Origin of the sequence: Pseudomonas sp. PS02290, from assembly GCF_029960075.1 — a bacterium.
GTDB lineage: Bacteria > Pseudomonadota > Gammaproteobacteria > Pseudomonadales > Pseudomonadaceae > Aquipseudomonas.
The window spans coordinates 64,197-78,401 of sequence record NZ_JASCOY010000001.1 but is presented as its reverse complement, the minus strand read 5'-3'; the positions used below and the strand labels follow the sequence as shown (position 1 = coordinate 78,401).

The following is a 14,205-nucleotide window of genomic DNA, read 5'->3' as shown; positions in this document are numbered from 1 at the left end:
ATTTCAATAGCCCGGTTTTGCCGGGCAAAAACCGATCAGGCCAACAGTTGCGACAACAGCTGACTATGACGCTGCTGTTGGTGCTCCTGGCTCAGCAAATTGGCGCGGAAGATCGCTTTCAGGTCTTCGAGCGCCGTGGCGAAATCGTCGTTGATCACAATGTAATCGTATTCGGCGTAGTGACTCATCTCGCTGACCGCCTCGCGCATGCGGCCCTCGATGATCTCGTCGCTATCCTGGCCCCGGTTGGTCAAACGCTGGCGCAGCGCCTGCTGGGTCGGCGGCAGAATGAAGATCGAGCGGGCGTGGGGCATCAGTTTGCGAACCTGCTCCGCACCTTGCCAGTCGATCTCCAGAATCAGGTCATGACCTTCGTCCAGCGTCTGCTGCAACCGGCTTTGTGACGTCCCGTACATATTGCCGAAGACTTCAGCCTGTTCGAGAAAGTCGCCGTGCTCGATCATGCGCACGAACTCGGCGCGGTCGACGAAGTGGTAATTCACGCCGTCCACTTCTCCCGGACGCATGGCCCGGGTGGTGTGGGACACCGACACGCGAATCTGCGGCTGAGCGTTGATCAGGGCGTTGACCAGACTGGTCTTGCCCGCGCCCGATGGGGCGGAAATGATGTACAGGGTGCCGGTGCTGTGGGTCATGTTGGAGGTGGCCTTACTCAATGTTCTGCACTTGTTCGCGCATCTGCTCGATCAACACTTTGAGGTTGACGGCAGCTTGCGTGCTTCGAGGATCAAAGGCTTTGGAGCCCAGGGTGTTGGCTTCGCGGTTGAGCTCTTGCATCAGAAAATCCAGCCGGCGCCCGGCTTGTCCGCCGGCTTTGAGCACACGGCGAACCTCGGTGACGTGCGTGCTCAGGCGGTCGAGTTCTTCGGCGACGTCGCTTTTTTGTGCCAGCAGGACCATTTCCTGTTCCAGACGCTGCGGATCGAGCTCGGCCTTCATGTCGGCAAAGCGATCGAGCACCTTCTGACGCTGGGCGGCGAGCATCTGCGGCACGAGCGTACGCAAGGTCGCGACTTCAGTCTTGATCGCGGTAAGCCGTTCGTCGAGAAGCCTGGCCAGATCGGCGCCTTCGCGGGCGCGCCCGGCCTTGAGTTCTTCAAGGGCTTCGTTGAACAAGGCCAGGGCATCATTGTTGAGCGCTTGCGGATCGGCAGCGTCGGCCACCAGCACACCAGGCCAGGCCAGCACTTCAAGCGGGTTCAGCGCAGCAGGTTGTTTGATCAGGCTGGCAACGATCTCCGCAGCCGCGACCAGTTGCCCTGCGCGCTCGCGATCAACCTGCAGCGGTTTGCCTGCGGTTTCTTCAGTAAAACGCAGGGTGCATTCGATTTTGCCCCGGGAAAGGCCCTGGCGCAGCGCTTCACGTACGGCGCCTTCGAGGTCACGGAAGGATTCCGGCAGGCGCAAATGGGGTTCGAGGTAACGGTGATTGACCGAGCGCATTTCCCAGCTCAGCGTGCCTTGTGGGCCGGCTCGTTCAGCGCGGGCAAAAGCCGTCATGCTGTGCACCATGGGAAGTACCTCTATAAATTCAGGCGTTTGCGGATAGCCGGTCCGGGATGAATCCCCGGCAAAGTGTCGTGGGGAAACGACTGGCTATAAAGGCGCAGGATTGTAGCTCAGTGCAGGGTGTGCGCCCAAATGTGGCATTGTCGCAAGCGATGCGCGGCGTCGTGACCAAGCTGTCCGGCAGTGCCCTTCAGCAGCGTTCGTTGTGAGCGATGTGTCTTTAGATGTCCCAAGCCGTGCCTGCACCTCTATAATGCAGACCAGTTTTCCGTCTCCCAGTACAGGTATCCCAGATGAAACGTCCAAGTGGTCGCGCTGCCGATCAGCTTCGCCCGATCCGCATCACCCGCAACTACACCAAGCACGCCGAGGGTTCTGTGCTGGTCGAGTTCGGTGATACCAAGGTGATCTGCACCGTCAGCGTTGAAAACGGCGTTCCGCGTTTTCTCAAGGGGCAGGGCCAGGGCTGGTTGACGGCTGAGTACGGCATGCTGCCTCGCGCAACGGGCGAGCGTAACCAGCGCGAAGCCAGCCGTGGCAAGCAGGGCGGCCGTACCCTCGAAATCCAGCGCCTGATCGGCCGCTCGCTGCGTGCGGCACTGGACATGTCCAAGCTGGGTGAAATCACCTTGTATGTCGACTGCGACGTGATCCAGGCCGACGGCGGGACACGCACTGCGTCGATCACCGGCTCCATGGTTGCGCTGATCGATGCGCTCAAATCGATCAAAAAGCGTGGCGGCCTGAAGGGTGGCGATCCGCTGAAGCAGATGATCGCAGCCGTATCGGTGGGCATGTATCAGGGCGAGCCGGTCCTGGACCTGGATTATCTTGAAGACTCTGCGGCCGAGACCGACCTCAACGTGGTCATGACCAATGCGGGCGGTTTCATCGAAGTGCAGGGCACTGCCGAGGGCGCGCCGTTCCAGCCTGAAGACTTGAACGCGATGCTGGCACTGGCTCAAAAAGGCATGAGCGAAATCTTCGAACTGCAGCAGGCGGCACTGGCCGACTGATCGGTTTCTACGTCAGAACACCACGTCAGAGCACTACATCAAAACAGGGAAAGCATGATGATCGAGAGTCAGTCGCCGTTGCCAACGCCGAGTAAAGAAGTCCGTCAGTGGGCAATGCTGTGCCACTTCGCGGCGTTCTTCGGCCTGATCTTCCCGTTCGGCAATTTGCTCGGGCCCCTGATCGTCTGGCAGCTCAAGAAAGAAGTCGACCCGTACATCGATGCCCAGGGCAAGGAAGCCCTCAATTTTCAGATCACCGTCGCCATCGCCGCGATGATCTGTTTTTTGCTGATGGTGGTGATTATCGGCTTTCCGCTGTTGATGCTGGTGGGCGTCGGCGCGCTGGTGCTGACGATCATCGCGGGCGTCAAGGTCAATGACGGCGTCGCCTACCGCTATCCGTTTACCTGGCGGTTGATCAAGTAAGACTTCACGGGGATCGGGCAAATGCCTGATCTGCGGACAAACAAAAGCCGACTTCACGTCGGCTTTTTTTGAGCAACTGAACGTCAGATGGTGAGCGTCCAGTCGTAATCCACGATCAGCGGCGCGTGTTGCGAGAAGCGCGGCTGGCGTGGAAGGCGCGCACTGCGTACGAAACGACGCAGGCCCGGGGTCAGCAGTTGATAATCGAAGCGCCAGCCCAGGTTGAGCATCTCGGCCTGTTCGTTATCCGGCCACCAGCTGTACTGATCGCCTTCACGGCTGACTTCGCGCAGGGCATCGACGTAACCCATGTTGCCAACGATCTCGTCCATCCATGCACGCTCTGGTGCCAGGAAGCCCGGAGATTGCTGGCTGTCACGCCAGTTCTTGATGTCCAGCTTCTGTTGCGCCACATACAGCGAGCCACAGTAAATGTACTCGCGACGTTTGCGCCGCTGTTTGTCGAGGTACTTGCCGAAATCGTCCATGAGCTTGAATTTCTGATTCAAGTCTTCATCGCCGTTCATCCCGGAAGGAAGCAGCAAGGTCGCGATACTGACTTTGTCGAAGTCTGCCTGCAGGTAACGCCCGTAACGGTCAGCCGTCTCGAAACCAAGACCGTTGATAACTGCCTTCGGCTGCAGCCGCGAGTAAAGCGCCACGCCACCCTGGGCAGGCACTTCGGCTTCGCAGGCATATAGGAAGTAGCCGTCCAGTTGGAAGGCTGGGTCGTCCAGTTCAAAGGCGGAGGCGCGGGTGTCCTGAAGGCAGATGACGTCGGCATTCTGGGCTTGCAGCCAACTGAGCAAACCACGCTCGACTGCAGCCTGAATACCATTAACGTTCACACTGATGATCCGCATAAATGGCCCCAAAAATCACGTGCGTGTATGATACCCGAGCTCTACCTAATTAGCTAAATCCGTGGTATTCGGGGCTTTTTTCATGCAGGCGTATCAACGCGATTTCATTCGTTTTGCCATCGATCGCGGAGTTTTGCGCTTCGGTGAGTTCACATTGAAGTCTGGGCGCACCAGTCCTTACTTCTTCAATGCCGGTCTTTTCAACAGTGGTTCGGCCCTCGCCCAACTGGGTAAGTTCTACGCCGCTGCCGTTGTTGAAAGCGGTATCTCCTTCGATGTTCTGTTCGGCCCGGCCTACAAAGGTATTCCCCTTGCAGCGGCGACTGCCGTGGCGCTGGCCGACCATCACAGCCTCGACCTACCCTGGTGCTTCAACCGCAAAGAGGCCAAGGCCCATGGCGAAGGCGGCAGCCTGGTGGGCGCGCCGTTGACCGGCAATGTGCTGATCATCGATGACGTAATAACTGCAGGTACCGCTATTCGCGAAGTCATGCAGATCATTCAGGCCCAGGGCGCGAACGCTGCCGGCGTGCTGATCGCGTTGAACCGCCAGGAGCGCGGCAATGGCGAGCTGTCTGCCATTCAGGAAGTCGAGCGTGATTTCGGTATTCCGGTGGTGAGCATCGTTTCGTTGAATCAGGTGCTGGAATTCCTGGCCGACGATCCGCAGCTCAAGCAGCACTTGCCTTCCGTCGAGGCTTACCGGGCTCAATACGGAATCTGAGCCTCCAAAAGGATGCGGTTTATGCTCAAGCTGGGCACGTTGGGTTTTTGTCTGTCGCTGGGTTTGGGTTGCATCGCGAGTGTTCAAGCGGACGACGCCCCGGGCATTGTGCTGTATCGCTACGTCGACAATCGCGGCGTGACCGTGCTCGATCGCCAGGGCGTGCCCCCGGAGTACGTCGGCAAGGGTTATGAAGTGCTGAATCAGCGCGGTCGCGTGGTGCAGACGATACCGCCTGCACCTTCGGCCGATGAACTGCGCGATGCCCAGGCCGCCAAGCTGCAGTCCGACGCCGATGCGCATCTGCTTCGGCTGTACACCAGCGTCGAAGACGTCGACCGGGCGAAGAATCGTCGGCTCGCTGAACTCGACGGCTTGATCGTCGTGGCTCAAGGCAACATTCAGAACCTCGTCACGCAGCAGGGCGCACTTCAGACGCAGGCGGCTGATCAGGAGCGGGCAGGGCATCCTGTGCCCAAGACGCTGCTCGATCAGATGGACGACCTGCGCGATCAGCAGCAGAACCTGAAAGTCGACATCCTGCGCTATCAGACTGCGCGAACTCAGGCCGAAACCGAGTTCGCGCAAGATCGTGCGCGGTTGCAGAAGCTTTTGGGCCGCTAGCCTGCGCGCCCTCGCTTCGGATCAGACGATCAGCACCGGGACAGTCTCAAGCTGCATGTCGAGCGCAGCGGCAAGCCGATGATTGCCGTTGACCACCGGATAAGCGCCGTTTTCCAGCTCCCTGACGTGGATAGGCGGCAGGTATTGCCCCTCGGTAATGCCTGACTTGATGTCGTCCAGCCGCTTCTGAATCAACTCTCCTCGACCGGGGTTCAGGCGCTGTGGGGCGACCTGCATGACATTAGCCTGAAGTGCAGGGTCTACACGCCATGTTTTCAGGGTGGCATGGTTATAAAACCTGAAAACGCTCACCCGCAAGTTGGTCAGGGCGTCCAGATATACCCCGTCGTACACATCATGGAGCGCGATGCTTTTGCTCCCGTTGGCGGTTTCGTAGATAAACAGCGGCGTTCCGTCCTCCATAGCTTCTCTGATGGCAGTGAACTGCTCTGGCGTTGCACTGATGCCATTGACCTTCATCACGTCCGCCAGATCAGTAGTGGCATCGATCGCAGGGCCCAGCGTGCCGCTATCGGGTCCCGCGATGGGGTTTTTCATCGCGCCTCGGCCAGACAGGGGATAGCCCGTCCTGCCGTTGATGCGTTGCAGTGAATTCCCCATGGCTCGTCGCGCGATCAGCCGTGGGCCATATGCGCACCCCGAGGTGATCAGGTAATAGGCGCCGTGCGTGCGAGACACAGCGTTGGAGATTCTGCGCACCGGCACATTCTCAATGTCCCCGACTTTGGCGAGGACATCCATGGTGCTCGTGCCGTGCCATTGCGTGGGCGTTGTAATGGTGGGGATGCCAGAGACGTGGCGCAGGCCCTGGCTTATGCCTGCTGTTGACCTGGCGATGCCGTGCATTCGACGAGCCAGGGCATGAAAGGCGTTCATATTGAACGCCTTTGAAGCGAGCAGCTTGCCGATGGCCCCAGGCATGAAAGTGCTGGAAGCGCGTGTCGCTCGATACACATGAGCAGAGCTCAGAAATACGGCGGGCATCAGCTGCGCGAATGTCGGCAGGGCCCGCATAACACTCAGCTTGCCCGCATTGAATGCCAGTCTGATTGCACCTCGTAAAAGCCTCAATGCCGGGATGCCGAAGGTGAGCGCGTCCAGCGTACAGGCGACGGCGGGTGACTCATCCGTCGCAATCGCATTGGTGCAGGCGAGCCCTGGAACGAACAGTTCAAGACTGCGCAAGAGTGGAGGGTAGTTGCTGGCCACCTCTTCCGATGCTGTCTGATGGCGGTGATAGAGGTAGGCGTCATGGGAGTAAAAAAACAGGTGGGTTGTCGCTACCTCGAATGAAATGTCCTTCAGGCGTGCCGATGTCAGGGCAGTGCCTGCATCGTCGGGCAGGGCGGCGAGCGGGGCGAGCTCGGCGACCATTTCGCTGATGACCACAGAGGTTTTGCCGGGTTGTGGCTTGGTAAGGTTGGCGTAGGCGTCCCAGTCGATACCCACGGCGCTTCCTGACACGATTTCCAGTGCTGAGGGCAGTGCTGAAGGAAAGGGATGCGCGCGCCGGGTAGGAATTGCCAAACGGGTATGACGTACGGCAACGCCCACGAGAGGGAAAAGCTCGTAGTAAAAAGTGTTTTCCCGGTCCGCACATTCGAGGATAAAACCGTAGCGACCCCGCTTACGTTCTCTGTCTTCTGGCACTTCGAAGCCTGCGAGCTTCCCCGTGGATGTGCGCACCGTATGAATCTTCACCCTCCCGCAGTGAAGCGCTCTTCGATCCTCGGCGGGCAACTGCGCCAGCAGCTCCTCGATGATAAATGCGTAGGCGGCTTTTGCTCGCGCTTCATAGAACCGGTATTGCGCTTCAAACATCCTCGGAATATCGATGCCGATAAGCGGGGTCGAGATCCTGTCAAACCCTCCTCTGACTGGCGCTCGGGGCGTGACAGGTTTGAACGTGTCGGTCCCGTTCACCATTTCTCCCGCTGAAAAAACGTCCAGCAAGTAAAAACGAGAAGCGTCGCTTGAAGGGTCACTGCGCAATAAATGCTCAAGTCGCCTGCTGAAGGCGGCGGGATACATGAGCATTTTTTTGATGTCGTCGGCCTCGGCGCCAAAAATGTCGCGAAGCTTGCCCATCGCTAGTCGAACGCGATCAGGTACCTCACGGGTCATGCCCTCGGCCGCCTCCAACGCATTGGCAATGTAACCGTCCAGGGCGGCCGCTGCCGCGTCCATCTCCGACAGCGAAAAGTCGTTAGTGCCCTCACTGCGCGATAGTCCATTGGCGGTCGCCCACGTCAGGCTGGGAAGTGCGCGGGTGGTGGCAATCAGTGTCAGCTCTTCATAGCTCGCCTCCTTGCTCAAGTTCATGGGCAACTGAATCACTTCTTCGAACGTGAGCGTCGATGCCAACGCTGGAGCAAGCGTATTGCCGAGTGATACGCCATGAACGAAATTCACCCACGCCGCCGTGCCGTATCGCAGGTCTTCATCGATGCCCTCCACCACGAAGTCAGGAATGGCAGGCGAAAGGATGTACAGCGCCAGCTCAGGCGTGGCGGTCTTTGCTGCGAGTGCGTTGAGCAGCCGTGTCTGACGCTGCCGGTAGGTCAGGCCCCAATTCTGCGGCCCCTCCAGATCACAACCCGCAATGTGTCCTGGCCTTTGGTACTCGGGGGGATTGAGCTCCAGCATGAGCGCCGCCCATACCAGTTGCTGGCGAATGACCGGGGCGGTGACCTCACCAACCTCGCCGCCATACCATTCCAGCGCTTTGAGCAGTTGACCGGCGAGCGTCTCGGCCGGCGCAGAGCTGAGCATCGAGTCGAGGACGATGCTCAGAGATTTTTGCGTTGGCCTGGCAGCGTTGGCGCCTGGCTTCAAGACGGCCAAATGGGGGGCCGCGAGGAGCGACAGCAGCGTCTGCGTACCTTGGGTGTCGTTCGGCTGTGGCGTGTTTTGCAACAGGAAACGCCCGACCGTGTCGTTGATTCTGACCAGATCCCCGGTCGTCAACAAAGCGTCGACCTGATGAGGCAGCGTCATGAGTCGGGCAGGCTCTACGGTGCTACTCACGCGTGAAGTGGCGGGTAAAAGCAACCATCTCTGGCTGCCGGCGAGGTAGGTCGGGTGCCAGCCGCGTAGAACCTGCTCCCGGTTCGCTGGCGCCGCGGCGCTTTCGTCCATCCCGTGATCAGGCGCCCGAGGTGCCACAAGGTTGAAGCGGAAGTTGTCGGTATCGAATTCCACTTCGTACGTGCGGCCGTCGAGTTCGATGAACAGCAGGCCGTCGATGTTGTAAACGCCACTGAATGGCGCGACGTCCTCAAGCGCGTTGTGCCCGGTCAGCGACTGCGCGCTGACGTAGGGCTCCAACAGATCTGCCGGGGGCGCCAGCTCTACATTCGGCTGCTCGCCGGGCAAAAGGAGTTCCAATGAGGGTTCTGGTTGAACGGGTGGCGGGGTATTGCGATGCAGCGTGGACATAAGAGGTCTCGAAATAATGAGCGAGACCTACGGTGTTCAGTTCCTGAGGGTGTGACTGTCATCAGATGGCGCTTTAGCCGGTCGGATAAATCTGAAGCCTGTGTGGGCGCCACTAAAACCTGGCCGTAAAAAAGCCCCGACCGGCAGTGGGCCGGGCGGGGCTTTTTACAGCGGTAATCAGTGACGCTTGCGATTGCTGATCAAAGTGCCAACGCCGGTATCGGTAAAGATCTCCAGCAGCACGGCATTCGGCACACGGCCGTCGATGATGTGCGAGGTGTTAACGCCGCCCTGAACCGCTTCCAGTGCGCAACGGATCTTTGGGAGCATCCCGCCGTAGATAGTGCCGTCGGCGATCAGGCCATTGACCTGCTCGGTGGTCAGGCCGGTCAGCACCTTGCCTTCCTTATCCATCAGGCCGGCGATGTTGGTCAGCAGCATCAGCTTTTCGGCCTTCAGGGCTTCAGCGACTTTGCCTGCGACCAGATCGGCGTTGATGTTGTAGGACTCGCCATCCGCGCCTACGCCAATGGGCGCAATCACCGGAATGAAATCGCCCTTCACCAGCATGTTCAGCAGGTCGGTGTTGATGCCGACAACTTCACCCACATGGCCGATGTCGATGATTTCCGGCTTGAGCATGTCCGGGGTCTGACGCGTGACGTTCATCTTCTTCGCACGAATCAGCTGCGCGTCTTTACCGGTCAGGCCGATGGCGCTGCCGCCGTGGCGGTTGATCAGGTTGACGATGTCCTTGTTGACCTGGCCGCCCAGCACCATTTCCACCACGTCCATGGTTTCGGCGTCGGTCACGCGCATGCCGTCGATGAAATGGCTTTCGATGGACAGGCGCTTGAGCAGGTCGCCAATCTGAGGGCCACCGCCGTGAACCACGACCGGGTTGATACCCACCGCCTTCATCAGCACGATGTCGCGGGCGAAGCCGGTTTTCAGCTCGTCGCTCTCCATGGCGTTGCCGCCGTATTTGATGACAAGCGTCTTGCCAACAAAACGTCGGATGTAGGGCAACGCTTCGGAAAGGACCTTGGCGGCATTGGCTGCGGCATCATGTTCGAGGGTCATTTGGGCTCCACTCAAAATTGGGTCAAAAAGGAAGTTCTAGATCCGGTGCTACGTGTTTCAACTGGGTATGGAAGACGTCCTTGATCCGCTGCAGCTCAAGCTCGGTTTCGGCCTCGAAGCGTAATACCAGCATGGGCGTGGTATTGGAAGCGCGAACCAGGCCCCAGCCTTTCGGATAATCGACCCGCACACCATCGATGCTGGTGAGGTTGGCGTTGCCCCATTGGGCGTCGCGCTCCAGCGCTTCCATAATGCTGAACTTGCGGGTCTCGGTGACTTTGATGTTGATCTCGGGCGTGGATAGATCGTTTGGAAAGGTCTGGAAAAGCTCCTCGGCGCTGAATTTTTCCTGACTGAGGATTTCCAGCAGACGCGCTGCGCTGTAGATGCCGTCGTCGAAACCGAACCAGCGCTCCTTGAAGAAGATGTGTCCGCTCATCTCGCCTGCCAACAGTGCGCCGCTTTCCTTCATCTTCTTCTTGATCAGCGAATGACCCGTCTTCCACATAACCGGGCGGCCGCCGTATTCGTGGATCAACGGTATCAGGCGACGCGTGCATTTGACGTCGAAGATCACGTCAGCGCCGGGATTGCGCTTGACCACATCCCGGGCAAACAGCATCAGCAGGCGGTCAGGGTAGATGATCGTGCCGGTATTGGTGACGACACCGACACGATCGGCATCACCGTCGAAGGCCAGTCCCAGATCGGCGCCGGTTTCCCGGACCTTGGCGATCAGGTCCTGAAGGTTCTCCGGCTTGCCCGGATCAGGGTGATGGTTGGGGAAATTGCCGTCGACCTCGCAATACAGCGGGATGACTTCGCAATTCAGCGCTTCGATCAATTGCGGGGCGATAACGCCACCTACACCGTTGCCGCAATCCACCACGACTTTCATGCGCCGCGCGAGCACCACATCGCCAATGATCTCGCTGGCGTAACGGTCGAGGATATTGACTTTGATGATGCTGCCTTTAGCGGACGGCAGGTCGTTGGCCTTGATGCGTTCGTGCAGTGCCTGAATCTGCTCGTCTGCCAGCGTATCGCCGGCAATGACGATCTTGAAGCCGTTGTAATCCTTCGGGTTGTGGCTGCCCGTCAACATGACGCCGGTTTTCCCCGCCAGTACGTGGGTGGCGTAGTACAGCGCCGGCGTGGGCACCAGACCGATGTCGCTGACGTGGCAGCCACTGTCATGCAGCCCCTTGATCAAGTCCGCGACCAGCTCAGGCCCCGAGAGTCGACCGTCGCGGCCTACCGAAACATGCGGCTCGCCCTGCGCGAGACTTTCCGCACCGACGGCACGGCCGATCCAGTAAGCGGTCTCGGCGTTCAGCGTATCGCCGACGATGCCGCGAATGTCATAAGCGCGGAAAATCGTCTCGGGAAATGTCGGGGCGATGGAGGCGTTGCTGCTCATGGCGCGGGATGGCTCCGACTGCGGGGAGTCAGGGTGGTCATCGATCAGGTCGAGGTCGAGGATATCGGTGTCCTGAAACAGAGGGTCGGTCAGGTGGTCATCCTCCGACACAACCGGAAGGCGCGGTGCGGCGCCGTGGGGCGGTGTCCCGGCTGGCTGCCCCTGTTCTGTTGGTCCGGCTGCCGTTGGATTATTGCGCAGCGAGAACCGCGCCATGCTCTGAGCGAGCCCGTTCAACGCGGGCAGGCTCAAGCTGAAGGCCTTGACGGCCTTGCCTCCGGAGAGTTCTTGCAGCAGTTGCTCAAGCTGCCGCGCGTCGGCAGCAACCCGGCGCTTGAGTGCACTCTCGTTCAGATACAACCCCAACAGCATCGCCCCTGCGGCAACCAGCAAGGCGAGCAGCAGCATCAGCCAGGGCGTCGAGCCTTGCAGCGCGGGGCCGGCCGCAAAGGTCAGTTTCCAGTTGGGGTAGCCGGTGGAAAATTCTTGTGGACGGCTGCCGTCGTCTTCGCCGCGCGTGAGAAAATTCTGCGCGGTGGCGTTACCAAACTGCTGAACGAGTACCACCTGACCCGCATCGGCGGGTGTCTCGGGGAGTGCATTGATCAGCCGCTGTGGGTTGAACGCCAGCAACAGGGTGCCGGTGATCGGCGCGTCTGGCGCCGTGCGCAAGGGCGCGGCGCTGTAGATCAGCCATGTGTCGCCGACCTTGCGCGCTTCGGGCGCAGGCGTTTCACCCTTGCCGGCCTTGGCCAGCATGTCCAGCGTGGCGAAGCTGATCGGCAGCGCGCTTTGGGTGTCTACGCTGTTGAATCCCACAGGGTTGAGCCGTGCGCCTACCACGCTGTCTCGATAACGCAATTGAGCCTGCGCGCTCTCGATGACCGACGAATTGTTGCTCAACAGGGCCTGGCTCAGCGCGGCGTCCATTGCAGCGGCCTGGGTGTCTGCGTTGATCTGGCGCAGGGCCTTGTTGACGGCCCCGGCTTGCGCGCTGCCCCACGCCTGAACCAGCTGCTCCTGTTGCTGCGGCTGGCTTTGAATGGCAAGCCACACCAGCACCATTGCCGCGAGCAGGCCGATGAGCGAAGGAATGAGGCCGGGACTTGCCAGGCTCAGATTGGCGTCTTTGCCGGCCGGGGCACTTGTTTCCGGAACGGGGGTCGCTTTGGCTGTGCGTTTGATGCCTTTCAAACTAACTCTCCCTGCTGGGTCGTCCTGACGCGTTCTTGTGTTTTCGCACCGCTCAAAGCCCGTCAGGCCAAAAGCGATGCGTTAGCCAAAGTGAGTGTTTGTGACCGGATCAATGGCTGCCGGAGTGGCCGAAGCCGCCTGCGCCGCGCTGACTCTCGTCAAAGTCTTGGACGATTTCAAAGTGCGCCTGCACCACCGGCACCAGTACAAGCTGAGCCAGACGCTCGCCGATGGAGATCTTGAAAGCGGTCTGGCCACGGTTCCAGCAGGAGACCATCAGCTCGCCTTGGTAATCGGAGTCGATCAGGCCCACCAGGTTGCCCAATACGATGCCGTGTTTATGCCCCAGGCCCGAGCGCGGCAGAATCAGTGCAGCCAGGCCAGGGTCTGCGATGTATATCGACAGCCCGGTAGGAATCAGGAGGGTCTGACCCGGTTCGAGCAAAGTGTCTTCTTTCAGCATGGCGCGCAGGTCGAGGCCGGCCGAGCCAGAAGTGGCGTAAGCGGGAAGCGGGAATTCGCTGCCAATGCGAGGGTCGAGGATCTTGGCTTGTAGAGCGTGCATTTGTGATTAAACCTGGTTCATGCGATCGGCGATAAAAGTCACCAGCTGCCGCGCGATCTTGGCTTTGCTGGTCTGGGCGAAGAGCGTCGCTTGCAACGCTCGGTCGATCACGCTGCAGGCGTTTTCTTCGCTGTTGAAGCCAATGCTGGGATTGGCGACGTCATTGGCGACGATCAAATCAAGGTTCTTGTCTTTGAGCTTGCGTGCGGCGTAATCGAGCAGGTGTTCGGTTTCGGCCGCGAAGCCGACGCTGAACGGGCGATCCGGGCGCTGTGCAATGCTGGCGAGAATGTCCGGGTTGCGGACCATCTGCAGCAGAAGACCATCACCGGTGTTGGGATCTTTCTTCAATTTCTGTGTGGCGACGACTTCCGGCCGGTAGTCCGCAACGGCTGCCGAGGCGATGAAGAGATCGCAAGGCATGGCATCTTCGCAGGCGGCGAGCATGTCCCGGGCACTGACAACGTCGATGCGCGACACCCGGTCAGGCGTCTGCAGGTTCACCGGGCCGGTGATCAGGGTGACCCGCGCGCCCGCTTCGGCAGCGGCTTCGGCCAGGGCGAAACCCATTTTTCCGGAGCTGTGGTTGGTGATGTAGCGAACCGGATCGATGTTTTCCTGGGTAGGGCCGGCAGTGATCAGCACATGCTTGCCGGTCAGCGTCAGGCGCTGGAAACAATCGGCCGCAGATTGCGCCAGATCATTGGGTTCGAGCATGCGCCCGTAGCCCACATCACCACAGGCCTGACTGCCGCTGGCCGGGCCAAACATGCGAAAGCCGCGCTGTTCGAGCAGTTGCAGATTGGCCTGCACGGAGGGGTCGCGCCACATGGCCTGATTCATCGCGGGCGCGACGGCGACGATAGCGTCGGTCGCCAGCACCACGGTGGTCAGCAAATCGTTGGCAATGCCTTGGGCCAGACGGGCCATGAGGTCGGCGGTGCCCGGTGCGATAAGAATCATGTCGGCCCACTTGGCCAGCTCGATATGACCCATGGCCGCTTCCGCTGCGGGGTCGAGCAAATCCAGGTGGACGGGGTGGCCGGACAGGGCCTGCATGGTCAGCGGGGTGATGAACTCAGCGCCGCCTTTGGTCATGACGACGCGGACTTCCGCACCGTGGTCGCGCAAACGGCGGACCAGTTCGGCGCTCTTGTAGGCCGCGATGCCACCGCCGACGCCGAGAACGATGCGTTTTCGATACAGCCGCTGCATAGGCCTGCCTTTAGGTCGGTTAACACGCGGCAATCATTACGCCTCCCCAGGCCTGACTGTCGCGCAAAAAAGAGCGGCTAAGATAG

Annotated in this window: 12 protein-coding genes; 4 read left to right on the top strand and 8 right to left on the bottom strand. The window is 59.9% G+C overall.

What is annotated here, in order from left to right:
* Positions 1–35: 35 nt before the first annotated feature.
* Positions 36–656, bottom strand: a complete 621-nt coding sequence (gene gmk, locus QMX88_RS00390; protein WP_192171487.1) for a guanylate kinase — start codon at positions 654–656, stop codon at positions 36–38.
* A gap of 13 nt (positions 657–669) precedes the next feature.
* Positions 670–1,533 (bottom strand): YicC/YloC family endoribonuclease, encoded by an 864-nt coding sequence (locus QMX88_RS00385; RefSeq protein ID WP_192171462.1) that lies wholly within the window; start codon positions 1,531–1,533, stop codon positions 670–672.
* Positions 1,534–1,823: 290 nt separating this feature from the next.
* On the opposite strand from QMX88_RS00385, the gene rph reads away from it, so the two are divergent.
* Together rph and QMX88_RS00375 are read left to right on the top strand one after the other, a co-directional pair.
* Positions 1,824–2,546 carry a ribonuclease PH gene (rph, locus tag QMX88_RS00380; RefSeq protein ID WP_192171461.1) on the top strand — a complete coding sequence of 241 codons (723 nt, stop codon included), beginning with the start codon at positions 1,824–1,826 and terminating at the stop codon, positions 2,544–2,546.
* Between the two features lie 57 nt (positions 2,547–2,603).
* Positions 2,604–2,972, top strand: coding sequence for a DUF4870 domain-containing protein (locus QMX88_RS00375; protein WP_065988228.1), 369 nt, complete (start codon positions 2,604–2,606; stop codon positions 2,970–2,972).
* Between the two features lie 83 nt (positions 2,973–3,055).
* Here QMX88_RS00375 and QMX88_RS00370 read toward each other — a convergent pair whose 3' ends face one another.
* Positions 3,056–3,835: an exodeoxyribonuclease III gene (locus QMX88_RS00370; RefSeq protein WP_065988229.1), complete on the bottom strand. Its 780-nt coding sequence runs from the start codon at positions 3,833–3,835 to the stop codon at positions 3,056–3,058.
* An 82-nt stretch (positions 3,836–3,917) separates the two neighbouring features.
* Here QMX88_RS00370 and pyrE point away from each other — a divergent pair, with 82 nt between their 5' ends.
* Positions 3,918–4,559, top strand: a complete 642-nt coding sequence (gene pyrE / locus QMX88_RS00365) for an orotate phosphoribosyltransferase (RefSeq protein ID WP_282365382.1) — start codon at positions 3,918–3,920, stop codon at positions 4,557–4,559.
* 12 nt (positions 4,560–4,571) lie between these two features.
* Positions 4,572–5,183, top strand: coding sequence for a DUF4124 domain-containing protein (locus QMX88_RS00360; RefSeq protein ID WP_407073212.1), 612 nt, complete (start codon positions 4,572–4,574; stop codon positions 5,181–5,183).
* Positions 5,184–5,204: 21 nt separating this feature from the next.
* On the opposite strand, the gene QMX88_RS00355 is transcribed toward QMX88_RS00360, so the two are convergent.
* From QMX88_RS00355 to coaBC, 5 genes are all read right to left on the bottom strand, one after another.
* Positions 5,205–8,642: a ParB/RepB/Spo0J family partition protein gene (locus tag QMX88_RS00355; RefSeq protein ID WP_282365381.1), complete on the bottom strand. Its 3,438-nt coding sequence runs from the start codon at positions 8,640–8,642 to the stop codon at positions 5,205–5,207.
* A gap of 177 nt (positions 8,643–8,819) precedes the next feature.
* Positions 8,820–9,725, bottom strand: a complete 906-nt coding sequence (gene argB / locus QMX88_RS00350; protein ID WP_192171456.1) for an acetylglutamate kinase — start codon at positions 9,723–9,725, stop codon at positions 8,820–8,822.
* A 22-nt stretch (positions 9,726–9,747) separates the two neighbouring features.
* Positions 9,748–11,145, bottom strand: coding sequence for a phosphomannomutase/phosphoglucomutase (locus tag QMX88_RS00345; protein WP_282365504.1), 1,398 nt, complete (start codon positions 11,143–11,145; stop codon positions 9,748–9,750).
* Positions 11,146–12,448: 1,303 nt separating this feature from the next.
* On the bottom strand, positions 12,449–12,904 hold the full coding sequence (dut, locus tag QMX88_RS00340; protein ID WP_192171455.1) for a dUTP diphosphatase: 456 nt from the start codon (positions 12,902–12,904) through the stop codon (positions 12,449–12,451).
* Positions 12,905–12,910: 6 nt separating this feature from the next.
* Positions 12,911–14,119: a bifunctional phosphopantothenoylcysteine decarboxylase/phosphopantothenate--cysteine ligase CoaBC gene (coaBC, locus tag QMX88_RS00335; RefSeq protein ID WP_282365380.1), complete on the bottom strand. Its 1,209-nt coding sequence runs from the start codon at positions 14,117–14,119 to the stop codon at positions 12,911–12,913.
* Positions 14,120–14,205: the final 86 nt, after the last annotated feature.